Below are 25517 nucleotides of genomic sequence, written 5' to 3'. Positions count from 1 at the left end.
AGCATGCCGTGGTTCCCGGAGTTCTCCACTGCGATCGAGTTGGCACGTCGTGATGCCCGGGCGCGGGAGCAGGCGGATCCGGTCGCGCAGTACCTGAAGGCGCTGTACGACGGTGCGCCCGGGGCGCTGGAGAAGACCTGGCCGGGGGATGTGGTCGTGCATGATCCGCGGGCCGGCGAGATCCGCGGGCATCGTGACTTGCGGTCGTTCATCCACAGCAACCGGGAGTGGATGGCCGCGCACCACGCCCAGCTGAAGGTGGTCGGCTCGATCACGGTCGGCGGGCGCGCGGCGGTGGAGCTCCTGGTCCACGTCCTGCACGAGGGCGACGAGGTGGCCTGGCCGGTCGCGGTCGTCGCCGAGTCGCTGGACGAGCGGTCCGTCGAGTTCCGCACGTACTGCAGCCAGTGGCCGGTCGACGGCCTGCGCCACCTCCGCCCGCCGATCCTCGAGGCCGGTGCCGTCGAGACGCCGTACGCCGTCGCGCGCCATCTCGACGCGCTCGCGGGCGGCGATGCCGAGTCGGTCGTGAAGGGCTTCGATCCGGACGGCTACGTGCAGGAACCGATCGGCCCCGACAACATCCACCGCGGGGCTACCGGGCTCCGGGACTTCTACGCCAGGTTGCTCAGCGCCGGCGGGATCGACGTACAGCCGTGTGCGGGCACGGATGACGGCATCGGTTTCGCGCTGGAGTACAACCTGATCGGCCGGGGGAGCGAGCATCCTCAGGCCGGACTCGCGATCTTCGACCGCGGCACCGACGGCCACCTCGCGGCAGTCCGCCTGTACGACGACATCACTCGCTAGGGCGCTTGTTCCATCCGTGGAAGGCGCTGTGGTCGCCGTTCTCCCACGCTTCACGCAGGCCCGGCTTGCTGAGATCCCAGTCCGGACGTACTTCGGCGCTCGCCGCCCGCAGGTCCTGCCAGAGCTCGGAGATCGTCGGCCGCCCCCAGAACCAGTAGCCGTTGTAGATGCTGTGCACGACCAGGCCGGGCTTGAGCACCAGCGTGTACGGGATCATCGGGTCGTTGTCGGGATCGGTGTACTCCTGGATGTCGAGGTCCCGTTGCACGATCCGCCCCGGATCGGACAGGAACGGCCACTGCGCTCCGACCGACGCCCGGAACTCCTGCAGCGTGTGGTGCTCGTCGGTCGCGATCGTCACGATCTGGGTGTAGCTGACCGCGATCTTCGGGTAGAACGCCGCAAGCTCGAGATGCTGCTGATGCTCCTTGGGGCAGTAGTGCCCCCGCGCGAGCGTGAGGATCATCGGATCCTCACCCTGAAGATCACTCAGCTTCCGCGGTACATCTTCGTGGTCGGGAAGCTCGTAGTCGGGGAACACGGCGCCGGGCACGATGTCAGCTCGCATGATCGTCACTGTAGAGGTAGTACGACGGTGGCGTGCAGGCCGCCGCCGAGGCGGGGCATCAGGGTCAGGGTGCCGTTGTGGGCCTCGGTGATGCTCTTGACGATGGCCAGGCCGAGGCCAACGCCCGGCTGATGGGTGCGGGCGCCGCGCTGGAACGGCTCGGTCAGGATGGAGACCAGCTTCCGGCTGAGGAACTCGCCGGTGTTCTCGACGGTCAGTACGACGGTGTTGAAGCGCGTCGCGGTGGTGACGGAGATCGTGCCGTGCTCCGGGAGGTTGTGGACGATCGCGTTGTGGATGAGGTTCGTCGCGAGTTGGAGCAGGAGCGTGTGGGAGCCGGTGGTCGGCGTGAGCTCGCCGGTGGTCTCGATGGTGATGCCGCGCTTCTCCGCGAACGGGAGCAGAGTCTCCATCGCCTCTTCCACGATCAGCGAGAGGTCGACCCGCTCCCCGGTGAAGGAACGCTGATCGGCACGGCTCAGCAGGAGCAGCGCCTCGGTGAGGTTGATCGCCCGGGTGTTGATCGCGCGAAGGCGTTCGTCGAGGTCGCCGCTGTCCCGGTCCGGGTCGTTGATCGCGACGTCGAGGAGCGTTTGCGTGATCGCGAGCGGAGTACGCAGTTCGTGGGAGGCGTTGGCGGCGAATCGCTTCTGCTCGGCGACATGAGCTTCGAGTTGCGCGAGCATCCGGTCGAAGCCGTCGGCGAGTTCGCGGAACTCGTCGGTCGGACCTTTGAGCTCGATCCGGTGGGACAGCGAACCGTTCTCAGCCAGGCGGGCGGCGTTGGTGATACTGGTCAGCGGCGCGAGCATCCGGCCGGACAGGATCCATCCACCCAGCAGCCCGAACACCAGCAGCAAGAAGAACACCCCGGCCGCCCGCGGAGCGAACACGTCCAGCAGACGCGACCGGACCGGGAAGACGCTGCTGTCGCCGGTGCCGTTGGGGACGACCAGGACCGCGCGCTCCGGGACGTACCTCAGCAGGAACAGCCACACGGCCGCGAGCAGCAACGTGCCCGCGAGCATGAGGAACGCTGCGTAGCTGAGGGTGAGCTTGAGCCGGACGCTCATCCACCCGACGCTACCCGGCGGGGCATATCGTTCGCATATCCAAAACCGCATACGTTCCGACAACACCACGCTGTCTTCACTGGAAGGCCGGTACAGACGGAGGTAGCGCGATCATCAGAGGGTGGCACGGCTGGCTCGGCACGTTCACGGGCGTGGCCGTCATGACGGTGGTCGCACTGCCGGTCGCCGCGCTGGCGGTGTGCATTCTGGCCCGCCGCCGTTCCTGGCGTACGGCGCTGGCCGAGGTCGGCATCGTCTACGGGACCGTGCCGTGGGTGTGGATGACTCTCCTGCCGGGCAGCGGTGCCGGCGTCGCCCCGGCCCGGGTCAGTCTCGTGCCGCTGCACGATCTGCTGACGATGTCGGCCGACCAGATCGTCGGCAATCTGCTCATCTTCGCCGCGCTCGGGTTCTTCGTCCCGCTGCGGTTCGCGAGGCTGGCTTCCGTACCGCGGGTCCTCGCGCTGGCAGCGGGCTGCTCGATCCTGATCGAGGTCTCGCAGTACGTCTTCCAGTTGGACCGGGTGTCCTCCGTGGACGACGTACTGCTCAACACCGCCGGCGCCGGGTTGGCCGCCCTCGCGTCACGCCGTTGGAAGCTGCACCGTCCGGCCGGAGGCGATCGACTCCTCGATGGCGCAGATGAGCTCGGTGACGAGTACGCCGTGGTCGATGCCCGGCCCGAGGTCGCCGCCGTCGACGAGCCCGGCCGCGAAGTCCTGGACCATCCAGACCGCCGGCCCGACCTGTGACCGCCCGATCCTTCCCGCGACGGGCCACGTCGACCGGTACTTGTCACTGACAACGGTCAGCCCCTGATGCGACAGGTCCGCGGTCACCGACCCCTCGGTCCCGACCACCTGGAACCGGAAGTCGACGATCCCGTCACCGGCATCCGGCAGCGTCCACGCCGACGACAGCGTCGCGGTCGATCCGTCCTCGAAGCTGACCAGCGCATGTACGACGTCCCACGTGTCGATGCCGCGCTTGGCGAGTACGCCGCGGGATCCGACCGCGCTGACCGACACGGCCCGTCGACCGGTGAGGAAGAGGATGAGGTCGACGGTGTGCGGCATGAGGAACCACGCCGGTGACGACTTCGCGGCCCACGACAGCATCGTGGTCGGCACGAAGTACGAGTTGCTCAGGGTGGCCGAGGCCGTGATCGGATCGCCGACGGAGTCCATCGCCGCCTTGGCCTGCACCACGTGCGGATTCCATCGGTTCTCGAATCCGACCAGGCATCGGACCCCCGCGCGATGAACCGCCTCCGCGATCGCGTGCGCGTCGTCGAGGTTCGTGGCGACCGGCTTCTCGATCAGCAGGTGCTTGCCCGCTGTGGCCACGTCGACAGCGACCTCGCGATGGGCGAAGTCCGGGGTGGCCACGATGACGGCGTCCGGGTCGAGCTTCTCGAGCAACTCGACGTGTGACGAGACGACGGGCAGGCCGGTGGCCGCGCGTGCTTGCGAGGCCACCGTCTCCGACGGCTCGGCCAGACCGACGACAGTGACGTCCGGCTGGGTATGGAGTGCCTCGGCGAACAGCCTCCCGCGGAGACCGGCGCCGACGATGCCTATGGTGACCATCAGAACAGTGTGAAGCCGCCGTCGACCTTGACGATAGAGCCGGTCATGAAACTGGACGCCTCGCTCGCCAGGAAGATTGCCACCGGCCCCAACTCCGGCGGCAGCCCGTACCGCTTCATGGCCGCCGGGTCCACGCACCACTCCTTGAACTCCGGCTGGTCGACCGGCGACATCTCGGTCAGGAAGTACCCCGGCGCCATCGCGTTCACCCGGATCCCGTGCGGCGCCCACTCGGCCGCCAGCGCCTTGGTCAGCTGATGTACAGCGGCCTTCGACGACAGGTACGACGCCTGCCAGCGCGGCTGGTTCACGATCTCCGCCGACATCGAACCGACGTTCACGATCGTCCCGCCGCCGCGGCCGGCCATCCGCTTGGCGACCGCACGACTGCAGTACCAGAGGCCGTCGACGTTGACCGAGAACACCTCGTGCCACGCGGCATCAGGCGTCTCGAAAGCGCGACCGGCGACCCCGATGCCGGCGTTGTTCAGCAACACGTCGATCTCGCCGAACTCGCTGCTCACCTGCCCGACCGCGCGTTCGACATCCTCGACATCGGACACCTCGAGCTGCACGCCGTACGCGCGGATGCCGAGCGCGGTGAGCTCAGCGGCGGCAGCTTCGGCAGCAGCGAGGGTCCGCGCGGTGACCGCGACCGCGGCACCGGCGTCGCCGAGCGCCTCGGCCATCGCGCGTCCGAGGCCCCGGCTGCCACCGGTGACGAGAGCAACCTTGCCCTCGAGGGAGAACTTCTGCATCGCGTTCATGGTGACCCTTCTGTGGTGCCTCAAGTGGATGGCCAGAGCGGAGCCAGGCCGGAGGAGAGGAGGGCAAAGCCGAGGTTCGCGGCTTTCACTGCGGTGGGAAGAACTTTCGGGGCGGGAGTGCCGGACGCGCAGCGGTCGAAGTTCGACATCGCCAGGGTCCAGTGGACCGAGGTGATCTGGGCGGCGGCCAGGCGGGCGGTGAGTTCGGGAGTGCCGGCGGTCTCGTGCAGAGCTGAGGCGAGTTCCCTTTCGGAGGTCTCGTTGAACTGGAGCATCCGCGCCATCAGCGCCGGCGTACTGCGGAGAAGGCGGTAGAGGTCGACGACCTGCGGAAGGTCGGTGAGGCCGGTGAACGGGTCGTGAGCGCGGAGTCGCTCGATGAAGTGGGTGTGGAGTGCGACCAGCGGTGACTGGTCGGCGGGGCGAGCGCGGACGACACGGGCCGGCTCGTCTTCATGGTCGGCGAAGCGGTGGACGACGAGATCTTCCTTGGTCGGGAAGTACGCGAAGAGCGTACGCCGGGACACCTCCGCGGCCTCCGCGACCTGGGTGATCGACACCTGGTCGAACCCGTGCTCGATGAACAGCTCGATGGCCGCCGTCGAGATCGCCTCCCGGGTCAGCAGCTTCTTCCGTTCCCGCAACGCCATGGCGGGATCGTAGCACTGAGTGCTAATCTGCACTTAGTCTACTTTTGCACTGAGGGGAGTTTCCATGGACGTACTGATCGCGGGCGCCGGACCGACCGGGCTGATGCTGGCGTACGAGCTGGCGCTGGCCGGTGTCGACGTGACCGTCCTCGAACGGCTCGAGACGCGGATCGAACAGACGAAGGGCGGCGCGTTGCAGGCTCGCACCACCGAGGTGCTCGACCTGCGCGGGCTCCTCGGCCCGATCCAGGCGCGCGAGCTGCCGCGTGAGGCGGTCGGCGGCCACTTCGCCGGGCTTCCGGTGCCGCTCGACGCGTCGCCGTGGAACACCCGGCATCCGTATCCGATCTCGGTGCCGCAGTGGATCGTCGAGGAAGAGCTTGAGTACGCCTCTGTCGCGCGTGGAGCTGTGGTACGTCGCGGTGTCGAGGTCAGCGCCGTCTCACAGGACTCCGAGGGCGTGACTGTGACGGCCGGTTCTGACGTGTTGCGAGCGCGCTATCTGGTCGCGTGCGACGGCGCGCACAGTACGGTCCGCAAGCTGCTCGACGTACCTTTCCCCGGTCGGGCGGGGACGTTCCGCGCGGTGCTGACCGACGTACGGCTGTCGTCGGTGTCGGACGAGGTGCCGACGACGCTTGGTCACTTCAGCACGATGACGAAGCAGGCCGGCGAGTATTGGGGGATGCTCGTGCCGGTCGGCGACGGCAAGTATCGCTTCACGTTCGGCCGGGCGGGAGTCACCACGGCGGACGAGACCGAGGCTGCGCTCACGGCCTTGTACGGCGAGGAGACGCGGCTCGCGGAGGTGCTGAACTCGTCGGAGTTCGGTGACGCGACCCGGCAGCTCGAGTCGTATCGGTACGGGCGGATCCTCTTCGCTGGGGATGCCGCGCACATCCACCCGCCGTTCGGTGGGCAGGGGCTGAATCTCGGTATACAGGACGCGTTCAACCTGGGCTGGAAGCTCGCGGCCGCGGTGCGCGGTACGGCGGACCTCCTCGACACGTATCAGACCGAGCGGCATCCGATGGCGGCGCGCGTACTGCGTCATACCGCAGCGCAGCGGGTCTTCGCCCTCCCGAGGCCGAGCGAAGACGTCATCGAACTGCGGGAGATCTTCACCGACCTGATGCGCTTGCCCGACGCCAACCGCTACCTCGCCGGCATGATGTCGGGGCTCGACGCGCCAGACCGGATCCCCGACTTCGAACTGGTCACCGGTGACGGGCCGGTCTGGTTGTCGACGCTTCTGCACTCCGGCCGCGGTCTGCTGCTCGACTTCGGTGACCGGACCTGGCCGGATGGCTGGGCCGATCGCGTCGACGTACTGCGGGTGAAGCCGGACGGCGAGCATGAAGCGCTGCTGATCCGCCCGGACGGTCTGCTGTGCTGGTCAGGCGGCGCGGATGTCGCCGATGCGTTGACGCAGTGGTTCGGTGTCAGAGCGGGGTGAGCAGGCAGAACTCGTTGCCTTCGGGGTCGGCCAGGACCGCCCAGGCGACGTCGCCCTGGCCGATGTCGAGGTGCGTCGCACCCAGGGTCTCCAGTCGGGCAACCTCCGCGGCGTGGTCGTCACCCGGATACGGGCGGAGATCAAGGTGGAGGCGGTCCAGCCCGACCTTCGGGTCGGTCGAGCGGAGGAACTCGAGGTACGGGCCGACGCCCTTCGCCGAGCGCAGTGACACGAAGTCATCGGTCTCTTCGTGCACAGTCCAGTCCATAGCCTCGCCCCAGAACCGGGCCATGGCGCGCGGGTCCACGCAGTCGACGGCGACTGCGGCGATCGGGCCGGTGTCGCTGTAGATCGCGCGTGGCTCGAGTACGCAGAACTCGTTGCCCTCCGGGTCGGCGAGGACCGTGAACGGGACGTCGCCCTGGCCGACGTCGGCGGGGGTGGCGCCGAGGGTCTGGAGGCGCTCGACCAGCTCGGCCTGATGCGCCGCGGACGTCGTGGCGAGGTCGATGTGTACCCGGTTCTTCACCGTCTTCGGTTGCGCTCCCGGGATGAGGTCGACGACGACGGCGCTGGGGTCGGGGTACGTGACACCCTCAGGCTCGAGGTTCGTCTCCTCGGGTTTGTCGCCGGTGACGTTCCAACCGAGAGCATCCGCCCAGAAGCGCCCGAGCGCAGAGTTGTCCCGAGCCTTGATCACCACCTGCACAAGCCGCGTCGCCATGGCCCAGATCCTAAGGGGTCGGTGATGCGATCGGGGAGACCGACGGCGGCGCGAGCGGCGACATCGAGGGCGCGGGCGAGTGGTACTTGAGGATGCCGATCAACGCCAGACTGGCAACCAGGATCACGGCGAGCACCGTCGGCCGTACGTCGTTCACCGGGTCTTGGTCGCCAAGGCCAGCGACACCATCCGGTCGATCACCTCGGTGCGTGACAGGCCGGTGGCGTCCATCATCCGCGGATACCGGCTGTACGACGTCATCCCGGGCAGCGTGTTCACCTCGTTGAGTACGACGGTGCCGTCCGGCTTGAGGAACATGTCCACGCGGGACAGGCCACGGCATCCCAGCGCGCGGTAGATGGCCTTCGCGGTCTCCTGAACGAGTGCGCGCGACTCGGCCGGGATGTCCGCGGGCACGATGACCGTCGAGTTGTCGGACCCGGCTTCCGGCGTACTCTCCTGATGGATCTTGAAGAAGCCGTGTGACAGGGCAATCTGATCGACCTCGCCGGCGAACAGGTCGGGATCGTTGCCGAGGATCGCGCAGCCGATCTCGCTGCCGACGACCGCCTCCTCGATCAGCACCTTCGAGTCGAACTCCCGCGCGGCTTCGACCGCGGCCTGCAGCTCTTCTTTGCCGGCGACCTTGCTGACACCGAACGACGAGCCCGAGCGCGCCGGCTTCACGAAGATCGGGTAGGTGAACTGGTCGGGATCGATGGTCTGAGTCAGCGTGAACGTCCAGAAGTCCGGTGTCGCGATCCCGGCGCTCGCGGCGACCGTGTAGGCGAGGGACTTGTCCATGCAGACGACCGAGCTCTGGATGTCGCAGCCGACGTACGGAAGGCCGGAGAGTTCGAGCAGCCCCTGGATCGCGCCGTCCTCGCCTTGTTTACCGTGCAGGACCGGGAAGAGTACGTCCAGGCTGATCGTTTCGTACTTCCCGTCGTCCAGGACGAGCAGTCCGGGTGCGGTGCTGTCGGGCGAGAGCATTGCCGGGCGACAAGGGCCGCTCTCCCAATCTGTGGCGGGGCTGTCGCAGAGTTTCCAGGCGCCGTCCTCGGTGATCCGGACGTAGAACGGTTCGTACTTCGCTGTGTCGATGTTCTCCGCGACCTGTTGCGCGGATTTGACCGAGATGGGGTGCTCCTCGGAACGACCTCCGAAGATGATGCCGATCTTCATATCCACTGCTGCTTCCTGTTCTCGAATTTCCGGCAGTTGATGATCGAGTTCTCGACCGTGTCGCTGAGCGCGTGATCGGTGTAGTACGCGGTGTGCGGGCTGACGATCACGTTCGGCAGTTCCTGGAGCCGCAGCAGTTGTTTGCTTTCGATGAGTTCGTTGCTGCAATCGGCGTAGAAGATTCCTTCTTCACTCTCGATGACATCGAGCGCGGCGCCGCCGAGGCGTCCGTCCTCCAACGCTGTGAGCAGTGCCTCGGTGTCGAGGAGTGGGCCGCGGCCGGTGTTGACGACGAACGCGCCGGGCTTCAACTGCTCGATCCGTCGGCGGTCGAGGAGATGGCGGGTATCTGCGGTGAGCGGCGTGTGGAGTGTGACGAGGTCGCTCAGCCGGAGCAGTTCATCGAGCGGGACGTAGTCGGCCGAGGTCGCCGGACGGTTGTCATAGGCAACTGTGCGGCAGCCGAAGCCGCGCAGGCGGTCGATCACGGCCGCGCCGATGCGGCCCGTACCGACGACGCCGACGGTGAGATCGCGCAGTTCCTTCCCGCGTACGTCGTCCAGCCGGTAGTCGTGGATGTCGGTACGGCGGATCATGGATTTCGCGTTGCGTAGCGCCATCAACATCAGCATCAGCGTGTAGTCGGCGACGCTGTCGGGGGAGTAGGCAACGTTCTCGACGGTGATGCCGAGGCTGTCCGCGTAGTCCACGTCGAGGTGGTTGTAGCCGATGCTCCTGGTGGAGATGTACGCGACGCCGGCCCTCGCCAGGGCGAGGAGCGTTTGGTTGGTGATGCGGGTCTTGTGGCCGACGCTGATACATCTTTTGCCGAGGGCAAATTCAATGGTGGCCTCGGACACAGGCGCCTCGGTGATGGTCGGCACGACGCCGAGGCGCGGAGCCAGCTCCCGGAACAGAACGGCCTCGTCCGGGCCGCACCCGTAGATCGCCAGTGCGACGTCGGGAGGGGTCGCGGACGACAACCAGGACGCCAGCGATTTGTAGGTCATGGCTCCAGTGAAGGAAGAGCGGTGTTGCCGCCGCGTATGAGATTTTCGATACGCGGACGAAACACTGCGCTTCCTTTACTGGGGGAATGATTGCGCTCAGTCTCGATGAGATCGCTGTGGTCGTCGGCGGAACGGTGGCCGGCGACGGCGCGGTGAAGGTGACGGCGCCCGCCGTACTCGATGGTCGGGAGGCTGAGCCCGGGGGCCTGTTCGTGGCCTTCGCGGGCGAGCATGCCGACGGTCACAACTACGCCGGCCAGGCTGGGCGGGCCGGTGCGGTGGCGGCGCTCGGCTCACGGCCTACGGCACTTCCGACGGTCGTCGTGGAGGACGCGCAGGTGGCTCTGCAGCTCCTTGCCGCCCACGTCGGCGCGCACCTGCGCGGCGGCCTGACCGTCGTCGGCCTGACCGGCTCTCAGGGCAAGACCAGCACAAAGGACCTGCTGACTGGTGCGCTGTCCAAGGTTGGGCCTACGGTCGCGACGATTGGGTCGCTCAACAACGAGCTCGGGGTACCGCTGACGATTCTGCGTGCCGATGCGAGTACTCGGTTCCTCGTCATCGAGATGGGCGCTCGGCGGATGGGTGACATCGCTCATCTCGCCGGGCTCATCCCGCCGGACGTTTCGGTGGTGCTCAATGTGGGTCAGGCGCATCTTGGTGAGTTCGGATCGCGCGGGGCGATCGCGACGGCCAAGGGTGAGCTGGTGCAGGGGTTGGCTGCGGGTGGTACCGCCGTACTCAACGCCGACGATCCGCGGGTTGTCGCGATGCGTGCGCTCACGGACGGTCGAGTGCTGACCTTTGGTCGGGCGGAGCATGCTGACGTGCGGGTGCTCGACCTGACGCTCGATCGCCTCGGCCGCCCGTCGTTCACGCTACGGACGGTCGACTTCACGGCTTCCGTCGTACTGCCGCTCGTGGGTGCACACCAGGCATTCAACGCGGCAGCCGCTGCTGCGGCGGCCTTGGCGATCGGAGTACCCCTCGAGCTGACGGCGGCTGCGCTGACCACCGCGTCGATCTCGAAGTGGCGCATGGAGTTGTCCGAGCTCCCCGGTGGCATCACCCTCCTGAACGACTCCTTCAATGCCAACCCCGACTCAACCCGTGCCGCCCTCGACGCGCTCGCGATAATCGACGGCCGCCGCATCGCTGTATTAGGCGAGATGCTCGAACTAGGCGAGGAAAGCGAGTCCGAACACCACGCCGTTGGCGAGTACGCCGCCACCCGCGCGGACGTGGTCGTCGCGGTCGGCGAAGGCGCACGCGCAATCGCCCACGGTGCAGGCGCTCAGGCGGAGGCCTTGCCTGACAACACCACTGCAATCGACTGGCTCCGCCGCACACTGGCCCCTGGCGATGTGGTCCTGGTCAAAGCCTCCCGCGAATCCCACCTCGACGAGATCGCAGCCGCATTGTCACCCGAGTAGGGAGCGGAGGAAGCGGGTGGAGGTACTGGTCTGGTCGGCGTAGCCCTGCTGTTGATAGAAGGCGTGCGCGTCCTGCCGGTGATTCGCGCTGTTCAGGTCGATGCGCACGCAGCCGTGCGCGGTGGCGAAGGATTCTGCGGCCGACATGAGCCGGCTGGCGATCCCGCGCCGACGGGCGCGATCGGAGACGACGAGAGCGACGATGCGCGCCCACGAGCCGTCGCGTTCGAAGAACGGGGCGACGTGGACGGCGACGACGCCTAGTACCTCGCCGTCCGACTCCGCGACGTACGCCGCCAGCGTGGGATCGTCGGCCCAGGTCTGGATCCGGGCGGCGGTCGTTGCCTCGTCAGCTTGCGGGTAGCCCAGCTGACTCAATAGCTCGTTGACGGCACATGCATCGGCGCGGGTGGCAGGTCGGATGTTCATCGGCGCCGCCGCTTCATGTACAGGTCGAAGGCGCGATACACCATCGGCCGCAGCGGCAGGTCCCACTCGCCGACGTACCGGACCGCCTGCCCACCGGTGCCGACCTTGAACTGGATCAAGCCGACGTGCGGGTCCTCCACATCAAGCGTCGGCGTGATGCCGCGCAGGTCGTACACGTCGCACCCGGCCGCCAGCGAATCCCGGATCATCGCCCACTGGCACGCGTTCGACCCGCGGACCTCTCGCTTCGACGTGGACGAGGCGCCGTACAGGTACCACGCATGAGCACCCACTCTGACCAGGATCGTCGCGGCGACGAGCGTGCCCTGGTGGTGCGCGAGATACAACCGCGCTGAGCTCATCGCCGCGAAGAGGTTCTCGAAGTACTGCAGCGGCCGCGGGGTGAACCGATCGCGCTCAGCGGTGTGCACGTAGAGGTCATGGAACGCCTTCACATCCGACCCGACCGAGACCTCGACACCCTCCTTCAGGGCCTTCTTGATGTTCCGCCGCCACTGCTGATTCATCCCACGCAGTACGTCATCCTCGGTCAGCCCGGCCAGTGGAACCTCATAGATGTACTGCGGTTGCCCGTGGCCGAACCCGTCCGCCGGACTCTGCGGCAGCCACCCGGCCCCCTCGAGCCACCGCGTCACCCGATCCCCACCCCGCCCGACGAGCCGCTCAACCCCCGAATCCGCAATCCCCGCCTTGACCTCAGCGCCGCTCCACACGTCCGTACGCACCGGCGGCCCGAGCCGGATCGCGAACGCACCCTGCGCCTTCAGGTACTCCGCCAGCGGATCGATCCACTCCTCGAGCGACCCGGTCCAGTCGATCACCGGCCCCTGCGGCAGGTACGCCAGCGTGTACCGCTCCAGCCGCGGCACCGGCCGATGCAGCACGAGCCCCGCCCCGACGAGCCGCCGCCCGTCGTACCAACCGAGCGACTCGCTGCGCCACTCCGTCTTCACGGCGCCCCACTCCGGGATCTGCAAGAAGCTGACCGACCACTGTGCCTCCACAAACGCCAGATGTTCCACAACGCTTATCGGAGAGACGGTCAGCGTCACCGCTGCATCCTCGGATCGTGCGTCGGATCGGCGTACATCGGCCCGCACCCGTCCGGCCGGAGTTCGTAGTGCCACGGCTCGTTGCGATAGATCTGGCACAGCCCGTACGCCGCGCCGTGCTCGGCCAGCCATGCCTTCGCGTCGGAGTGCCCGATGTCGACCGCCGCACCGCGCACGTGCTGCGACGTCTCAGGCGTAGCGACCCACCGAGCCGCCTCCTCCTCCGAGCCGTACTTCACGACCGCGTCCCGCAGCAGCTCACTCTGGTACGCCGGAGAACGCCAGCCGCTGTTCACGTAGAACGTGACCCCGTCCTCCAATGCATCGGAAGCCGCCTTGCGCAGGGCCGTGAGCAGTGCCGGATCGAGGTTGGCGACGGCCGGGTAGTCGTCGTCGAACACCGTCACCCCGGCCGGGACGGCGCCGTCATCCTTGCTGGGCGCACCAATTGCTGCTCGAGTCATGCCGAACAGTCAAGGCAGCCGGGTGTTGTCGGTACGTATGGGGAATTCGATATACGGACGATACGGAGGACCTCGTAGCATCGGGAGTATGCGTGTGTTGCTGGTCGAGGACGAGCCGGAGATGGCGAGCGCGATCCGCGACGGCCTGCGCCTGGAGGCGATCGCGGCCGATATCGCCGGCGACGGCGACACCGCGCTCGAACTGCTCGGCATCAACGCCTACGACATCGCGGTCCTGGACCGCGACATTCCCGGCCCGTCGGGTGACGAGATCGCCAAGCGGATCGTTGCCTCCGGCAGCGGTATGCCGATCCTCATGCTGACCGCGGCCGACCGGCTCGACGACAAGGCGTCCGGGTTCGAGCTCGGCGCCGACGACTATCTCACCAAACCCTTCGCGCTCCAGGAGCTGGTACTGCGGCTGCGCGCGCTGGACCGTCGCCGCGGCCACAACCGGCCGCCGGTGCGAGAGATCGCGGGTCTGCGGGTGGACCCGTTCCGCCGCGAGGTGTACCGCGACGGCCGGTACGTGGCGCTGACCCGCAAGCAGTTCGCCGTACTCGAAGTTCTGGTCGGCGCGGAAGGTGGTGTGGTCAGCGCCGAGGAACTCCTGGAGCGGGCCTGGGACGAGAACGCTGACCCGTTCACCAACGCGGTACGCATCACTGTCTCCGCGTTGCGCAAACGCCTCGGCGAACCCTGGATCATCGCCACCGTGGCGGGTGTCGGCTACCGCATCGACGCCCCGGAGGAAGGCGACCGTGGGTAGGGAGCCGGGGATGAGCGTTCGCCTGAAACTCACCCTCAGCTATGCGGCGGTCATCATGCTCGCGGGAGGCGGGCTACTCGCGGTCGTCTGGGTGTTTCTGCTGCGCTATGTCCCCACCCGACTCGCTCCTCGCGCGCCGATGAGCGGGCCGGACCGCGCCGCCCTGCTGGACGCCTTCGCCCCGAAGGCCACCCTCATGCTGGCGCTGTTGCTGATCACCAGCCTCGTCGGCGGCTGGATCCTGGCCGGCAGCATGCTCGCGCCGCTGACCCGCATCACGAACGCCGCCCGCCTGGCGACGAGCGGATCGCTGTCGCACCGGATCCAGCTCGAAGGCCGCCAGGACGAGTTCCGCGAGCTCGCCGACGCGTTCGACACGATGCTCGAGCGGCTGGAAGCACACGACGCCGAGCAACAGCGGTTCGCCGCCAACGCCTCTCACGAACTGCGTACGCCGCTCGCGATCACGCAGACCCTGCTCGACGTGGCCCGCAAGGATCCGAACCGCGACCCCGCCGAGCTCGTCGACCGCCTCGACTTCGTCAACAGCCGGGCCATCGACCTCACCGAGGCCCTGCTCACGCTCAGCCGCGCCAACCAGCGGACCTTCACCCGCGGCGACGTCGACCTGTCGCTCGTCGCGGAAGAGGCGGTCGAGACTCTTCTTCCCCTCGCGGAAAAACGCGGTCTGACGGTCGAAATCTCCGGTGATGTGGCCCCGACCGTCGGCTCGCGCACCCTCCTGCTGCAGCTGACCACGAACCTCGTGCACAACGCGATCGTCCACAACCTCCCCGCCGACGGCGCCGTGTGGATCACCACCACCGTCCACCCCAAGACCGTGGTGCTCACGGTCGAGAACACCGGTGAGACCCTCCCCGCACCCGTGGTTTCTACGCTGACCGAGCCGTTCCAGCGCGGCGGCGGACGCGTCCGCACCGATCACGCCGGCGTTGGGCTCGGCCTCGCGATCGTCAACAGCATCACGCAGGCCCACGACGGAATTCTCATCCTCGCCGCCCGCCCGTCCGGCGGCCTCCGCGTCACGGTCCAGCTGCCCGCCGTACGCCGTCCTGCGTCCAGCTGATCCACTCCTGACTTGCCGCTCCGCCGGGGGACAGTGTTACCTTGTATCCGGAATGGTTTTCATTATCACTTGGTGATGAGAGACGGGTGCGCTGTGAGGCTGCGTAGTTCTATCGGGTTCCTGGCCGGTGCCGCGGCGGTGGCGCTGCTGGCCGCGTGCAGTTCGTCGGCGGCCGACGAGACTGCCACGTCGACGTCGACGACAGGGATCCAGGTCGTGGCGTCGACCAATGTGTACGGCGACATCGTGAAGCAGATCGCGGGGGACAAGGCCGAGGTGACGTCGATCATCTCCGACCCTGACCAGGACCCGCATTCGTACGAGGCGAACACGCAGACCCAGCTGTCGTTGTCGAAGGCAAAGGTCGTGATCGAGAACGGCGGCGGCTACGACGATTTCATGGACACGATGCTGAAATCGGCGGGCAACACGTCGGCGAAGGTGCTGAACGTGGTCGACATCTCCGGTCATCCGGCGCCCGCCGGCGGCGAGCTCAACGAGCACGTCTGGTACGACTTCCCGACCGTCGAGAAGCTCGCCGCCCAGCTGGCGACGACGCTGTCCGAGGTCGATTCCGCCAACAGTTCGACGTACGCCGCGAACGCTGCCGCCTTCACCGGCAAGGTGAAGGCGCTGGAGGCGACCGAGGCATCGATCAGGGCGGCCCACAACGGCGCCGGTGCGGCCATCACCGAACCGGTGCCGGTGTATCTGCTGACGGCCTGCGGGCTGGTCAACAAGACGCCGGGCGAGTTCAGCGAGGCGATCGAGGAGGGGACGGACGTTCCCGCGGCGGTGCTGCAGCAGACGCTGACGCTGTTCAGCGCCAAGCAGGTCAAGTTGCTGGCGTACAACGAGCAGACGTCGGGCCCGGAGACCGAGAAGGTGCTCGCGGCGGCCAAGGCGAACGGCGTCGCTGTCGTACCCGTGACTGAGACGCTGCCAGCCGGCAAGGACTATCTGGGCTGGATGACCGCCAACCTGGACGCGATCCGCTCGGCCCTGGCCTGATGAACGTCCTGCAATTCGACAAGGCGTCGTTCGGATACGGACGGCGGCGGTTGTGGGGCGGCCTGACGATGAGCCTGGAGGCAGGGGAGTTCCTGGCGATCCTCGGTGCCAACGGATCGGGGAAGACCAGCCTGCTGAAGGCCGTCCTCGGGCTGCACCCGCTGATGTCGGGGACTGTCCAGGTCGCCGGCGCGCCACCGCATCGCGGGAGCACGGAGATCGGGTACGTGCCGCAGCATCGGCGCATCGATACGCTCACGCCGCTCCGGGCCCGGGATGTGGTCGGTCAAGGCCTGGACGGCCACCGCTGGGGGATCGGCCGCCCCGACCCGAAGCGACGGAGGCGGATCGACGAGATGCTCGAGTCGGTCGGCGCGGGCGCCTTCGCGGATCGTCCGATCGGGCAGCTGTCCGGGGGAGAGCAGCAACGGGTCCGGATCGCGCAGGCACTGGTGTCCGACCCGAAGCTCCTGCTCTGCGACGAGCCGTTGCTGTCGCTGGATCTCAACAGCCAGCGCACGATCTCCGGTCTGGTCGATCGGCGACGCCGTACGCATGACACCGCGATCGTCTTCGTCACCCATGACATCAACCCCGTGCTGCCGTATGTGGACCGCGTGCTCTACCTGGCCAACGGACGCTTCCGGACCGGGACGGTCGACGAGGTGATGACGTCGACAACCCTGAGCGACCTGTACCGGTCGCCGGTCGAGGTGGTCCGCTCCGGTGGACGGGTCCTGGTCGCGGGGGTGCCCGAGGATACGCATCACACCTCGGTGCTGCGGGCCGGGTGAGGTCGATGCACACGGCAACCGTATGGCACGACGTCTTCAACTTCACCAATTACGGCGAGCTGCTGGCCCTGGTCCACAACTCGATCCTCGCCGGCGTGGCGCTCGGTATTGTCGGCGGTCTGATCGGCGTGTTCGTGATGATGCGCGACCTGCCGTTCGCCGTCCACGGCATCAGCGAGCTCTCGTTCGCAGGCGCGTCGGGTGCGTTGCTGCTGGGCGTGAACGTGGTCGCCGGCTCGCTGACCGGTTCGATCATCGCCGCGATGCTGATCGGCGTACTCGGGAGCCGGGCTCGTGATCGCAATTCGATCATCGGGGTGCTGATGCCGTTCGGGCTCGGGCTCGGCGTGCTGTTCCTTGCCTTGTACAAGGGTCGTGCGGCGAACAAGTTCGGTTTGCTGACCGGCCAGATCGTGGCTGTGGACACCCCGCAGTTGTCGTGGCTGATCGTCACCGGCGTCGTAGTACTGCTCGGGCTCCTGATCGTCTGGCGGCCGTTGATGTTCGCCAGCTCGGACCCGGAGCAGGCCGCCGCGCGGGGCGTGCCGGTTCGGGTCCTGTCGTTGGTGTTCATGCTGCTGCTCGGCCTGGCCGTCGCCATCTCGGTCCAGATCGTGGGCGCGCTGCTCGTGCTGAGCATCGTGGTCACGCCCGCAGCCGCCGCACTCCGAGTCGCTGCCTCCCCGTGGCTCGTCCCGGTGCTGAGCGTGGCCTTCGCGACCGTCTCCCTCGTCGGCGGCATCCTCCTCGCCCTGGGCGGCAGCCTGCCGATCAGTCCCTACGTGACCACGATCTCGTTCTTCATCTACCTGGTCTGCCGGATCAGCTCCGGCCGGCGAGTGGCGGTGGGCACGTAGGGGTTCGACGGCTGAACGATCCGGAACCGCATCCGGCAGACGACAGCGTTGGTACGTCGACGGAGCGCGTGCGCGAGGATCGCGCCCCGCTGATTCTGCAGGAGCCGCTGCCACAGGTGATCGGGCTCGACCTCGGGGATCAGCACGAAGACGGTGTCGAGCTCGCAGCGGTTCACATACTGCACGACCGGAGCGGTGAGCGTACGGCGTTGGTCGTACAGCGCGATCAGCGGAACACCGGGCTGCCAACGCTGCCAGTCGTCGAGGAGCCGGACGAACGCCTTGGTGTCCTCGGCATCAGCGGTGTTCACCGCGTGCACGGCGACGACGTCATGACCGAGTCCACGCGCGACCGACAAAGCCTCGGCGGTCAGCCTGCTCACGCCATGCACGGGTACGACGACGCGCGATCGCCGGGACGTCAACCGATCGGGGACCTGGCCGAGCCCGAGCCGCTGACCGATCCGCTGGTAGTTGCGGTTCACCGACTCCATCACGAGGACCAGCACGGGCAGCGCGATCGCGATCAGCCACGCGCCGTCGGTGAACTTCGACGCGGTCACCACGATCGCCGCAACGCCGGTCAGGAGCGCGCCGAACCCGTTCAGCGCGAGCTTGCCTTGCCAGTGCGGCGGACGGCGGTGCCACCAGTGCCGCACCATGCCGGCCTGGGACAGCGTGAAGCCGACGAAGACGCCGATCGCGAAGAGCGGTACGAGCGTGTTCATGTCACCGCGGGCCGCGATCAGCAGGACCGCTGACACCCCGGCGAGGAACAGGATGCCGTACCGGTAGACTTGGCGTTGCCCGCGCAGTTGGAACACGTGCGGCAGGTAGTTGTCCTTGGCAAGCAGTTGGCTGAGGACGGGCAGCCCGCCGAAGGACGTGTTCGCGGCCAGCGCCAGCAGCACCACAGTTGCGAACTGCACGACGTAGTACCCGAATCCGTGGCCGAGAGCGCCGTCGGTGAGTTGTGACAGCACGGTCACGCCGTCGACCGGCCGGATGTCGAACTTCTCGATCAGGATCGCGAGGCCGATCAGCATCACGCCGAGCAGCCCGCCGAGGGCCAGCTCCGCGCGCTGCGCCCGTACGACGCCAGGTTTCCGGAACGACGGTACGGCGTTCGCGATCGCCTCGACCCCGGTCAGGGCAGCGCAGCCGTTGGCGAACGCCTTCAGGATCAGCAGGATGCCGATCGCGTGAACCTGACCGGCCTGCTCCGCGTTCCCGGTGGCAACGGCCACCGGTCCTTCGCGGAACAGACCGGCCAGGATCACGGTCAGAATCGACAGTACGAAGATCGCGGTCGGGACGATGAACAGCCGCGCACTCGTCGCGACACCACGCAGATTCACCGCGGTGACGAGGAACAGTACGGCGAGTGCGAGCTCGACGCGATACCCGTACAACCCGGGCACGGCCGACGTCAGCGCTGCGACGCCGGCCGCGACCGAGACGGCCACATTCAGGATGTAGTCGATCACCAATGACGCCGCGGCGACGAGACTCGCTCGCCGGCCGAGGTGCGCCTTGGCAACGCCGTACGAACCGCCGCCGTCCGGGAAGGCGGCGATCACCTGCCGGTACGACAACACCAGTACGAGCAGCAGTACGGCGATCGCGATCGTGATCGGGAGCGTCAGCCCCAGCGCCGCCGACCCGCCCAGGGCGAGCACCAGCACGATCGCCTCCGGACCATAGGCAACGGAGGCCATCGCGTCCAGCGACAATGCCGCCAGACCTCCCACGACGCCGAGCCGATGCCTATCGTCCGAAGATGTGGTCACCGCACTACCTTCCGGTGCAGCAACCAGTCAGTCAGCTTTTCTCACAGAAGCCAAACGCAACTCTCATACGGATCACACAGAGGTGAGCTGCTCCTCCCGCTCGGGCTGCTCCGGCTCGCGCTGCGCGTCGGCGTGGCCCGGCCACCAGGCGCGGTGGCCGATGAGGGCCGTGAGCGCCGGGGTGAAGAACATCGCCATCACGAACGCCGCGATCGCGATTCCCGCCGAGATCGCGAACCCCATCTGCGAGAGGACGGCGTTACCCGCCAGCATCATCGAAGCGAATGTGCCGGCCAGGATCAGACCGGCAGCGGCAATGGTCGGGCCGGTGTGGTGCAGGGCCAGCGCCGCGGCCCGCTTCGGGTCGTGCCCCTCCCGTGCCTCTTCGCGCAATCGGGCCACCATCAGGATGTTGTAGTCGGTGCCGAGAGCAACCACGAACAGGTACATGATCACCGGCAGCGTGAAGATCAGCCCCGAGTTGTGCTGCAGATGCTGGAACACCAGCACCGATGCACCGAGCGTGGCCCCGAAGCCCAGGAACACCGAGGCCATCAGGTACCACGGCGCGACCAAGCTACGCAGCAGCAGGGCGAGCACGATCATGATCAGGATCGCCGCGACCGGGAACACGATCCGGTAGTCGTGGTTCATCGCGTCCTGGAAGTCGACGAACACCGAGGTCAGACCACCGACCACCGCGGTCGTCCCGGCCGGTGCGGCGGAGTGCGCTGCGTCGCGCAGCGGGCCTCGGACCGTCGCGATGGCCTGGTCGGATTCGGGCGCGGACTTCAGCGTGACCTTGAAGTCGGCGACCGTACTGTCCGGAGACAGCGCGGGCTGCGAGACATCGCCGACACCGTCGACCTTGGTCAACGCGGTGCGGTAGGTGTCGAGCTGGTCCTTGCTCAGCGGGTTCGAGGACTGCAGCAGGACGTCGGACGGCTGGGTGACACCCGCAGGCAGGCTCTTGAGCAGTTCCTTGCTGTAGACCGTCGACTCGGAGGTGTCGGACGTCGAGCCCGAGGTCAGATCGAACGTCGGGTTGAAGCTGATCGCGAATGCGCTCAGCACGATCAACAGTCCGCCGGCAGCGACCGCGAAGACCGCCGGACGCCGTCCGAGTCCTCGACCCAGGGCCGCGAACTTCGCGCCCTTCGGCTCGACCTTCCACGCCTTCGACGGCCAGAACACCTTGGTCCCGAGCAGCGAAACGATCGCCGGTACGAGCGTCAGTCCGGCCAGCAGCGCCACCGCGACCGAGATCGCGAGCGCGGGCCCCATCGCGCGGAACATGCCCAGCGTCGACAACGTCAGCGCCATGAAGGCGATGATCACGGCTCCGGCCGCGGAGGCGATCGCCTCGCCGACCCTGGTGACGGCGCTGACCATCGCGGTCTTGGCGTCCTCGCCGGCCCGCAGCCGCTCCCGGTACCGGAACATCAGGAACAGGATGTAGTCAGTGCCGACGCCGAAGAGCACCACCAGCAGGATCGACGTGATCGAGCTGTCGATCTTCAGATCGAACGCCTTGCTGACGATCGCGATCAGACCGTTGACCACCGTCGACACCGCGCCGATCACCACGATCGGCAGCAGCGCGATCACCGGACTGCGGAAGATCAGCAGCAGGAGCAACAGAATCAGACCGACCGTGGCGATTCCGATGATCGCCAGGCCCTTGCTCGAGGACTCCTGCGCGTCGAGCGCCTGCGCGGCCGAACCGGTGACGCCGGCCTTCAGCGACGTACCGTGCAGCTTGTCCTGCAGCGCCGTACGGAGTGCCTTCACGGCGTCGTTCTGTCTGGTGTCGCTCGGGTTGGTGATCTTGGTCAGCTCCACCGGGGCGATCTGGATCAGCCGGTTGCCCGTCGGCGGGACCGCCTGGATCCCGGTGACGTCCTTGAGCTTGGCCTGGTCGAGCTGCCCGGCGATCGTCCCGACCGTCGCGGCGTCGGCGGCGCTGATCGGAGCGCCGTCGGTGCGTTCGAACACCACGATGGCCGCGGGCGCGGTGGCGTTGGGGAAGGCCTTCTCCTGCAGTTGTGCTGCCTGGATCGACTCGTAGTGCGACGGCAGGAATGCGGATTGGTCCGTGGTCGCGGTCAGTTTCGGGGCCGTCGCGGCCACCGCGGCGATGATCAGCACCCAGGCGCCGATCGTCCACCACGGCCGCCGTACGACCAGCGACCCCAGTCGTGCGAACATGACAGGTCCTTTCAGAAAGTTTTCGTTGCCTAGACAGTCGCCGACCGGGCTGACACCGGGCTGACACGGCACCGTCACCAGCACCGTCACCAGCACCGTCACCAGCACCGTCACCAGCACCGTCACCAGCGCGTCAGCTAGCTGATCTTGCGGCGGTACAGCGCGTTCGCACCGGCGTACGCGAGGACGAGGAGGCCGACGCACCAGGCGAGCGCGACCCAGATGTCGTTGCCGATCGGCTGCTGGGCGAACAGGTCGCGGATCGTGTTGACGATCGACGTCACCGGCTGGTTCTCCGCGAAGACGCGGACCACCGTCGGCATGGTCTCGGTCGGCACGAACGCCGAGCTGAGGAACGGCAGGAAGATCAGCGGGTACGAGAACGCGCTCGCGCCGTCCACGGACTTCGCGCTCAGGCCGGCGATCACGGCGAGCCAGGTGACCGCGAGCGTGAACAGGATCAGCATCCCGGCGACCGCGAGCCAGGCGCCGAGACCCGCGCCGGTGCGGAAGCCCATGATGAATGCGACACCGACGACGATCACCAATGAGATCAGGTTGGCGACGAGCGACGTCAGCACGTGGCCCCACAGCACGCCGGAGCGCGCGATCGGCAGGGACTGGAAGCGCTCGAAGATCCCGCTCTTCAGATCCATGAACAGCCGGAACGACGTGTACGCGACGCCGGACGCGATCGTGATCAGCAGGATGCCGGGCAGCAGATAGTTCACGTACTTGACCGAGCCGGTGTCGATCGCGCCGCCGAACACGTAGACGAACAGCAGCATCATCGCGATCGGCATGATCGCGGTCGTGATGATCGTGTCCGGGCTGCGGAGGATGTGGCGCAGCGAGCGCCCGGTGAGGGTGGCGGTGTCGCCGAGAAGATGTGTGGCCATGATCGATCCCCTACTTGTCCGTGACGAGCGTCAGGAAGACGTCCTCGAGCGTGGGCTGCTTCTCGACGTACTCGACCTTGGCGGGCGGGAGCAGCCGCCGGAGCTCCTCGAGCGTGCCGTTGACGATGATCCGGCCTTCGTGCAGGATCGCGATCCGGTCGGCGAGCTTCTCGGCCTCGTCCAGGTACTGCGTGGTGAGCAGCACCGTCGTTCCGTGCTCGGCGAGTTCCTTGACGCTGTTCCAGACCTCGATCCGCGCCTGCGGGTCGAGGCCGGTCGTCGGCTCGTCGAGGAAGACGACCGGCGGACTCCCGATCAGGCTCATCGCGATGTCGAGCCGGCGCCGCATCCCTCCGGAGTACGTCGCCACCCGGCGGCCGCCCGCGTCCGTCAACGAGAACCGGGCGAGCAGGTCGTCCGCGACCTTGCCCGGGTCGTCGATGTGCCGCAACTTGGCGATCAGGACCAGGTTCTCGCGGCCGGTGAGGATCTCGTCGACGGCCGCGAACTGGCCGGTCAGGCTGATCGATTCGCGGACCTTCGCGGAGTCCTTGAAGACGTCGAAACCCTGCACGCTCGCCGTCCCGGCGTCGGCCTTCAGCAGCGTCGACAGGATGCGTATGACGGTGGTCTTGCCCGCACCGTTCGAGCCGAGCAGGGCGAAGATGCTGCCCCGCTCGACCTCGAAGTCCACGCCCCGCAGTACCTGCAGGTCCTTGTACGACTTCTGCAGACCCTGCACCTGTATGACTGTCATCCCTTGTCCCCTTCGCGGAGCTGTTCGAGGCGTTCTGCGAGGAAGCTCCAGGTCCCCCAGAATTCGGCCAGGTCCTCCCGGCCTCGAGCGTTGAGCGAGTACACCTTGCGCGGCGGTCCCTTCTCGGACGGGACCTTCTGCACGTCGACCAGGCCCCGCTTCTCGATCCGGACCAGCAGCGCGTAGACGGTGCCTTCGGCGATATCGGTGAAGCCCTGCTCCCGCAGCCACGCGGTGATCTCGTAGCCGTACGCGGACCGCCCGGACAGGATCGCGAGCACGATCCCCTCGAGCGTGCCCTTGAGCAGCTCGGTCAGGTGTTTGGTCACGAGACACCTCCCTAGCTATTCAGTGTCACTGAGTACCAGTAGATAGTAACACTGACTACCGGCCTGCCAAGCGACACTGTGGGGATCGAAAGGGGGCAGGGTGCCGATTCCCGGAGTTGAGACGCTGCGGCAGTACCAGCGGAGCTGGCTGCGGCCGGACCTCGTCGCGGGCCTGACGGTCGCGGCGTACTTCGTCCCGCAGGTGATGGCGTACGCCGAACTCGCCGGCCTGCCCGCCGTCGTCGGGCTGTGGGTCGCGCTCGGCCCGCTCGTGCTGTACTTCCTGCTCGGTACGTCGCGGTTGATGTCGCTCGGGCCGGAGTCGACGACCGCGCTGCTGACCGCGACCGCGATCGGTCCGTTGGCCGCCGGTGATCCGGCCCGCTACGCGACGCTGGCCGCAGTACTGGCGTTGCTGGTCGGTGTGATCTGCGTGGTCGGGTGGGCGGCGCGGCTGGGATTTCTGGCCGACCTGCTGTCGAAGCCGGTGCTGATCGGCTATTTGACCGGGATCGCGGTGATCATGATGACCGGGCAGTTAGGTCGGCTGACGGGTGCTCCGGTCGAGGGCGACTCACCGCCGGCCGAGGTGCTGTCCGCGATCCGGCTGATCGGTCAGTGGAAGATCGCACCGGTGCTGTTGTCGGTCGTCGCGCTAGTGCTGCTGTTCGCGCTGGCTCGGTGGACGCCGCGTCTTCCGGGGCCGCTGGTCGTGGTGGCGCTCGCGGCGTTCGTGACCTGGGCGGCGGACCTGGGCGACAGGGGAGTGGAGCTCGTCGGGGCTGTGCCGAGCGGCCTGCCGACACCGCACTTGCCGTCGATGTCCCTTCACGATGTCGGTCTACTCGCGTTGCCTGCGGTGGGGGTGGCGTTGGTCGGGTACACGGACACGGTTCTGACCGGCCGTGCCTTCGCGGGTCGCGGCGGTGGGCAGACCGAGCCGGGCCGGGAGCTGCTGGTGCTCGGGCTGGCCAACCTGTCCGCGGGTCTGGTGCGTGGCTTCCCGATCAGCAGCAGCGGCAGCCGGACCGCCCTGGCGGCGGCGTCCGGCGCGAAGAGCCAGGTGTACTCGCTGGTCGCCGCGGTGGCGATCGTCGCCACGCTGCTGTTCGCCGGCCCGCTCCTCGCCACCTTCCCGATCCCGGCGCTCGGCGCACTGGTCGTGTACGCCGCCATCCGGCTGATCGAACTCGGCGAGTTCCGCCGCATCGCCGCCTTCCGGCGCAGTGAGTTTTTGTTGGCCTTGGCAACAACAGTCGGCGTGATCGCCCTCGACGTCCTGTACGGCGTACTCCTGGCCGTTGCGTTGTCGGTCCTCGACGTACTGCGACGCGTCGCCCGGCCGCACGACGGCATCCTCGGATACGTACCGGGTATCGCCGGCATGCACGACATCGACGACTACCCGGACGCGCGGCCGGTCCCAGGGCTCGTTGTCTACCGGTACGACTCGCCGCTGTTCTTCGCGAACGCCGAGGACTTCCACCGTCGCGCGCTGGCCGCCGTCGACGACGCACCGACGCCGGCGCGCTGGCTCCTGCTCAACACCGAGGCGAACATCCAGATCGACGTCACCGCGATCGACGCGTTGGACGCGCTGCGCGAGGAGCTGGCGTCACGCGGCATCGTGCTGGCGCTGGCGAGAGTCAAGCAGGAGCTCCGGGACGACCTCGAGTCCGCCGGGTTCCTCGATCGTTTAGGACCTGGCCGTGTGTTCTACACCCTCCCGACCGCTGTCGAAGCCTTCCGTGCAGAACAACCCGGCTAGCCTGGTCCGTGGACGCC

26 protein-coding genes and 1 pseudogene are annotated in these 25517 nt (G+C 67.5%); 10 read left to right on the top strand and 17 right to left on the bottom strand.

All coding sequences use genetic code 11. From position 1 onward, the window contains the following. Positions 1-3: 3 nt before the first annotated feature. On the top strand, positions 4-810 hold the full coding sequence (locus ACFWUU_RS15515) for a nuclear transport factor 2 family protein (protein WP_380176142.1): 807 nt from the start codon (positions 4-6) through the stop codon (positions 808-810). Here ACFWUU_RS15515 and ACFWUU_RS15510 read toward each other — a convergent pair. Both ACFWUU_RS15510 and ACFWUU_RS15505 read right to left on the bottom strand, forming a co-directional pair. Next, positions 800-1378 (bottom strand): redoxin domain-containing protein, encoded by a 579-nt coding sequence (locus tag ACFWUU_RS15510; protein WP_380176140.1) that lies wholly within the window; start codon positions 1376-1378, stop codon positions 800-802. The two genes, ACFWUU_RS15515 and ACFWUU_RS15510, sit on opposite strands and share 11 nt — an antisense overlap. 5 nt (positions 1379-1383) lie before the next feature. After that, positions 1384-2451, bottom strand: a complete 1068-nt coding sequence (locus ACFWUU_RS15505; RefSeq protein WP_380176138.1) for a sensor histidine kinase — start codon at positions 2449-2451, stop codon at positions 1384-1386. A 161-nt stretch (positions 2452-2612) separates the two neighbouring features. Here ACFWUU_RS15505 and ACFWUU_RS15500 point away from each other — a divergent pair. Continuing rightward, positions 2613-3026: pseudogene (locus tag ACFWUU_RS15500) on the top strand (VanZ family protein); the annotation flags it as partial. 9 nt (positions 3027-3035) lie between these two features. Here the strand turns inward: ACFWUU_RS15500 and ACFWUU_RS15495 are convergent. From ACFWUU_RS15495 to ACFWUU_RS15485, 3 genes are read right to left on the bottom strand one after another with little or no spacing between them, the layout of a single operon-like run. Continuing rightward, positions 3036-4040: a Gfo/Idh/MocA family protein gene (locus ACFWUU_RS15495; protein WP_380176136.1), complete on the bottom strand. Its 1005-nt coding sequence runs from the start codon at positions 4038-4040 to the stop codon at positions 3036-3038. Further along, positions 4040-4798: an SDR family NAD(P)-dependent oxidoreductase gene (locus ACFWUU_RS15490; protein ID WP_380176134.1), complete on the bottom strand. Its 759-nt coding sequence runs from the start codon at positions 4796-4798 to the stop codon at positions 4040-4042. The genes ACFWUU_RS15495 and ACFWUU_RS15490 overlap by 1 nt, the downstream gene beginning before the upstream one ends. Before the next feature lie 29 nt (positions 4799-4827). Then, positions 4828-5457 carry a TetR/AcrR family transcriptional regulator gene (locus tag ACFWUU_RS15485; protein WP_380176132.1) on the bottom strand — a complete coding sequence of 210 codons (630 nt, stop codon included), beginning with the start codon at positions 5455-5457 and terminating at the stop codon, positions 4828-4830. A gap of 64 nt (positions 5458-5521) precedes the next feature. On the opposite strand from ACFWUU_RS15485, the gene ACFWUU_RS15480 reads away from it, so the two are divergent. Continuing rightward, positions 5522-6913 carry an FAD-dependent monooxygenase gene (locus tag ACFWUU_RS15480; RefSeq protein WP_380176130.1) on the top strand — a complete coding sequence of 464 codons (1392 nt, stop codon included), beginning with the start codon at positions 5522-5524 and terminating at the stop codon, positions 6911-6913. Here the strand turns inward: ACFWUU_RS15480 and ACFWUU_RS15475 are convergent. The 4 genes from ACFWUU_RS15475 to ACFWUU_RS15460 are packed head-to-tail and all read right to left on the bottom strand — an operon-like array spanning position 6900 to position 9832. Next, positions 6900-7637 carry a VOC family protein gene (locus ACFWUU_RS15475; RefSeq protein WP_380176128.1) on the bottom strand — a complete coding sequence of 246 codons (738 nt, stop codon included), beginning with the start codon at positions 7635-7637 and terminating at the stop codon, positions 6900-6902. The genes ACFWUU_RS15480 and ACFWUU_RS15475 overlap by 14 nt on opposite strands. A 10-nt stretch (positions 7638-7647) precedes the next feature. After that, on the bottom strand, positions 7648-7794 hold the full coding sequence (locus ACFWUU_RS15470; RefSeq protein WP_380176126.1) for a hypothetical protein: 147 nt from the start codon (positions 7792-7794) through the stop codon (positions 7648-7650). Further along, positions 7791-8822 carry a D-alanine--(R)-lactate ligase gene (gene vanA / locus ACFWUU_RS15465; RefSeq protein WP_380176123.1) on the bottom strand — a complete coding sequence of 344 codons (1032 nt, stop codon included), beginning with the start codon at positions 8820-8822 and terminating at the stop codon, positions 7791-7793. Before vanA ends, ACFWUU_RS15470 begins: the two co-directional genes overlap by 4 nt. Continuing rightward, positions 8819-9832, bottom strand: coding sequence for a D-isomer specific 2-hydroxyacid dehydrogenase family protein (locus ACFWUU_RS15460; RefSeq protein WP_380176120.1), 1014 nt, complete (start codon positions 9830-9832; stop codon positions 8819-8821). Before ACFWUU_RS15460 ends, vanA begins: the two co-directional genes overlap by 4 nt. A gap of 86 nt (positions 9833-9918) precedes the next feature. Between ACFWUU_RS15460 and murF the strand changes: the two genes are divergently transcribed. Further along, positions 9919-11265: a UDP-N-acetylmuramoyl-tripeptide--D-alanyl-D-alanine ligase gene (gene murF / locus ACFWUU_RS15455; protein WP_380176118.1), complete on the top strand. Its 1347-nt coding sequence runs from the start codon at positions 9919-9921 to the stop codon at positions 11263-11265. Here murF and ACFWUU_RS15450 read toward each other — a convergent pair. From ACFWUU_RS15450 to ACFWUU_RS15440, 3 genes are read right to left on the bottom strand one after another with little or no spacing between them, the layout of a single operon-like run. After that, on the bottom strand, positions 11254-11694 hold the full coding sequence (locus ACFWUU_RS15450; RefSeq protein ID WP_380176116.1) for a GNAT family N-acetyltransferase: 441 nt from the start codon (positions 11692-11694) through the stop codon (positions 11254-11256). The genes murF and ACFWUU_RS15450 overlap by 12 nt on opposite strands. Next, entirely contained in the window at positions 11691-12767 is a 1077-nt protein-coding gene (locus ACFWUU_RS15445; protein ID WP_380176114.1) for a lipid II:glycine glycyltransferase FemX, read from the bottom strand. The genes ACFWUU_RS15450 and ACFWUU_RS15445 overlap by 4 nt, the downstream gene beginning before the upstream one ends. After that, positions 12764-13231: a M15 family metallopeptidase gene (locus ACFWUU_RS15440; RefSeq protein WP_380176112.1), complete on the bottom strand. Its 468-nt coding sequence runs from the start codon at positions 13229-13231 to the stop codon at positions 12764-12766. The genes ACFWUU_RS15445 and ACFWUU_RS15440 overlap by 4 nt, the downstream gene beginning before the upstream one ends. A gap of 88 nt (positions 13232-13319) precedes the next feature. Here ACFWUU_RS15440 and ACFWUU_RS15435 point away from each other — a divergent pair, with 88 nt between their 5' ends. The 5 genes from ACFWUU_RS15435 (at position 13320) to ACFWUU_RS15415 (ending at position 17749) form a co-directional block, all read left to right on the top strand. Beyond that, complete coding sequence (locus ACFWUU_RS15435) at positions 13320-14000, top strand: response regulator transcription factor (protein ID WP_380176110.1); 681 nt, start codon at positions 13320-13322, stop codon at positions 13998-14000. A gap of 10 nt (positions 14001-14010) precedes the next feature. Then, positions 14011-15087: a sensor histidine kinase gene (locus tag ACFWUU_RS15430; RefSeq protein ID WP_380176108.1), complete on the top strand. Its 1077-nt coding sequence runs from the start codon at positions 14011-14013 to the stop codon at positions 15085-15087. 93 nt (positions 15088-15180) lie between these two features. Next, the gene (locus ACFWUU_RS15425; RefSeq protein ID WP_380176106.1) at positions 15181-16098 is read left to right on the top strand and encodes a metal ABC transporter solute-binding protein, Zn/Mn family; all 918 of its coding nucleotides are present in this window, start codon (positions 15181-15183) and stop codon (positions 16096-16098) included. After that, entirely contained in the window at positions 16098-16892 is a 795-nt protein-coding gene (locus ACFWUU_RS15420; RefSeq protein WP_380176103.1) for a metal ABC transporter ATP-binding protein, read from the top strand. Before ACFWUU_RS15425 ends, ACFWUU_RS15420 begins: the two co-directional genes overlap by 1 nt. Positions 16893-16897: 5 nt before the next feature. Further along, positions 16898-17749: a metal ABC transporter permease gene (locus ACFWUU_RS15415; protein ID WP_380176101.1), complete on the top strand. Its 852-nt coding sequence runs from the start codon at positions 16898-16900 to the stop codon at positions 17747-17749. On the opposite strand, the gene ACFWUU_RS15410 is transcribed toward ACFWUU_RS15415, so the two are convergent. The 5 genes from ACFWUU_RS15410 to ACFWUU_RS15390 form a co-directional block, all read right to left on the bottom strand. Further along, on the bottom strand, positions 17698-19539 hold the full coding sequence (locus tag ACFWUU_RS15410) for an APC family permease (RefSeq protein ID WP_380176099.1): 1842 nt from the start codon (positions 19537-19539) through the stop codon (positions 17698-17700). The two genes, ACFWUU_RS15415 and ACFWUU_RS15410, sit on opposite strands and share 52 nt — an antisense overlap. 72 nt (positions 19540-19611) lie before the next feature. After that, on the bottom strand, positions 19612-21873 hold the full coding sequence (locus tag ACFWUU_RS15405) for an MMPL family transporter (RefSeq protein WP_380176097.1): 2262 nt from the start codon (positions 21871-21873) through the stop codon (positions 19612-19614). An 11-nt stretch (positions 21874-21884) separates the two neighbouring features. Next, complete coding sequence (locus tag ACFWUU_RS15400) at positions 21885-22646, bottom strand: ABC transporter permease (protein WP_380176095.1); 762 nt, start codon at positions 22644-22646, stop codon at positions 21885-21887. Positions 22647-22656: 10 nt separating this feature from the next. Beyond that, complete coding sequence (locus ACFWUU_RS15395; protein ID WP_380176093.1) at positions 22657-23403, bottom strand: ABC transporter ATP-binding protein; 747 nt, start codon at positions 23401-23403, stop codon at positions 22657-22659. Then, positions 23400-23732: a PadR family transcriptional regulator gene (locus ACFWUU_RS15390; protein ID WP_380176091.1), complete on the bottom strand. Its 333-nt coding sequence runs from the start codon at positions 23730-23732 to the stop codon at positions 23400-23402. The genes ACFWUU_RS15395 and ACFWUU_RS15390 overlap by 4 nt, the downstream gene beginning before the upstream one ends. Positions 23733-23832: 100 nt before the next feature. Here ACFWUU_RS15390 and ACFWUU_RS15385 point away from each other — a divergent pair, with 100 nt between their 5' ends. After that, positions 23833-25500 carry a SulP family inorganic anion transporter gene (locus ACFWUU_RS15385; RefSeq protein WP_380176089.1) on the top strand — a complete coding sequence of 556 codons (1668 nt, stop codon included), beginning with the start codon at positions 23833-23835 and terminating at the stop codon, positions 25498-25500. Positions 25501-25517 lie beyond the last annotated feature (17 nt).

This window comes from Kribbella sp. NPDC058693, from assembly GCF_042715335.1.
GTDB classification, from domain to species: domain Bacteria; phylum Actinomycetota; class Actinomycetes; order Propionibacteriales; family Kribbellaceae; genus Kribbella; species Kribbella jiaozuonensis.
The sequence above is the reverse complement of the archived record's forward strand: the minus strand, read 5'-3'. Positions and strand labels throughout refer to the sequence as shown.

Coding starts and splice junctions, on each gene's coding strand:
- ACFWUU_RS15515 (WP_380176142.1), top strand. CDS start 4: ATGCCGTGGTTCCCGGAGTTCTCCACTGCGATCGAGTTGGCACGTCGT.
- ACFWUU_RS15420 (WP_380176103.1), top strand. CDS start 16,098: ATGAACGTCCTGCAATTCGACAAGGCGTCGTTCGGATACGGACGGCGG.
- ACFWUU_RS15440 (WP_380176112.1), bottom strand. CDS start 13,231: ATGACTCGAGCAGCAATTGGTGCGCCCAGCAAGGATGACGGCGCCGTC.
- ACFWUU_RS15510 (WP_380176140.1), bottom strand. CDS start 1,378: ATGCGAGCTGACATCGTGCCCGGCGCCGTGTTCCCCGACTACGAGCTT.
- ACFWUU_RS15505 (WP_380176138.1), bottom strand. CDS start 2,451: ATGAGCGTCCGGCTCAAGCTCACCCTCAGCTACGCAGCGTTCCTCATG.
- ACFWUU_RS15395 (WP_380176093.1), bottom strand. CDS start 23,403: ATGACAGTCATACAGGTGCAGGGTCTGCAGAAGTCGTACAAGGACCTG.
- ACFWUU_RS15430 (WP_380176108.1), top strand. CDS start 14,011: ATGAGCGTTCGCCTGAAACTCACCCTCAGCTATGCGGCGGTCATCATG.
- ACFWUU_RS15485 (WP_380176132.1), bottom strand. CDS start 5,457: ATGGCGTTGCGGGAACGGAAGAAGCTGCTGACCCGGGAGGCGATCTCG.
- vanA (WP_380176123.1), bottom strand. CDS start 8,822: ATGAAGATCGGCATCATCTTCGGAGGTCGTTCCGAGGAGCACCCCATC.
- ACFWUU_RS15490 (WP_380176134.1), bottom strand. CDS start 4,798: ATGCAGAAGTTCTCCCTCGAGGGCAAGGTTGCTCTCGTCACCGGTGGC.
- ACFWUU_RS15495 (WP_380176136.1), bottom strand. CDS start 4,040: ATGGTCACCATAGGCATCGTCGGCGCCGGTCTCCGCGGGAGGCTGTTC.
- ACFWUU_RS15450 (WP_380176116.1), bottom strand. CDS start 11,694: ATGAACATCCGACCTGCCACCCGCGCCGATGCATGTGCCGTCAACGAG.
- ACFWUU_RS15400 (WP_380176095.1), bottom strand. CDS start 22,646: ATGGCCACACATCTTCTCGGCGACACCGCCACCCTCACCGGGCGCTCG.
- ACFWUU_RS15415 (WP_380176101.1), top strand. CDS start 16,898: ATGCACACGGCAACCGTATGGCACGACGTCTTCAACTTCACCAATTAC.
- ACFWUU_RS15435 (WP_380176110.1), top strand. CDS start 13,320: ATGCGTGTGTTGCTGGTCGAGGACGAGCCGGAGATGGCGAGCGCGATC.
- ACFWUU_RS15475 (WP_380176128.1), bottom strand. CDS start 7,637: ATGGCGACGCGGCTTGTGCAGGTGGTGATCAAGGCTCGGGACAACTCT.
- ACFWUU_RS15480 (WP_380176130.1), top strand. CDS start 5,522: ATGGACGTACTGATCGCGGGCGCCGGACCGACCGGGCTGATGCTGGCG.
- ACFWUU_RS15460 (WP_380176120.1), bottom strand. CDS start 9,832: ATGACCTACAAATCGCTGGCGTCCTGGTTGTCGTCCGCGACCCCTCCC.
- murF (WP_380176118.1), top strand. CDS start 9,919: ATGATTGCGCTCAGTCTCGATGAGATCGCTGTGGTCGTCGGCGGAACG.